The organism is Limnospira sp. PMC 1279.21 (assembly GCF_032349615.1).
GTDB lineage: Bacteria > Cyanobacteriota > Cyanobacteriia > Cyanobacteriales > Microcoleaceae > Limnospira > Limnospira fusiformis.
The window spans coordinates 1-497 of record NZ_JARPLU010000525.1 but is presented as its reverse complement, the minus strand read 5'-3'; the positions used below and the strand labels follow the sequence as shown (position 1 = coordinate 497).

1 protein-coding gene and 1 pseudogene are annotated in these 497 nt (G+C 47.3%); both read right to left on the bottom strand.

Annotation, left to right across the window (positions count from 1 at the left end):
- On the bottom strand, positions 1–206 hold a 206-nt coding region (locus P5683_RS25780), incomplete at its 3' end, for a helix-turn-helix domain-containing protein (RefSeq protein WP_315645990.1).
- Positions 169–497: pseudogene (locus P5683_RS25775) on the bottom strand (IS607 family transposase); the annotation flags it as partial. The pseudogene P5683_RS25775 and the gene P5683_RS25780, both read right to left, overlap by 38 nt.

Sequence of the window (497 nt, the reverse complement as noted above, 5' to 3'; positions counted from 1 at the left end):
GAGGCATCAAAGATAGCATTCTGCCGAATATGGCAGGGTGTTTCTTTGACCCATTCAGGTAAGTCACTCTGCATCACTTCGTTGCGTAATTTCAGTTTGCTTAGTCGTTTACCACTCCTAGATAATGCAATTGCTTGGTTGTAGCAATACCTACAAGCAGCCAGCCATTTACGCCAGACTTGATTTAGCTCTGGGCTGGGGTAAATCCGGATCTTCTTTGACCTGAGTTTTGTATTTACTCCGTCCGTATAATCTGGAGCTAAAGCAGTGGAAGAGGGCGAGGATGTCCTCAACCATTTCTGGTTCTGGACTGAGACTTGTCTGGTTGAGAACCATGAGTGAGCAACTGTTTTGCTCACAGAGCCATCGAAACAAGTCAAATCCCCATATTGCCAATCGGTCTGGGTGGGCAACGACAACCATGCGGACATCTCCTGACAATTGATGTCCCAGTAAGGCCAGCATTTTCTTTCCCTTGAAGTTGAGCCCGCCTCCGA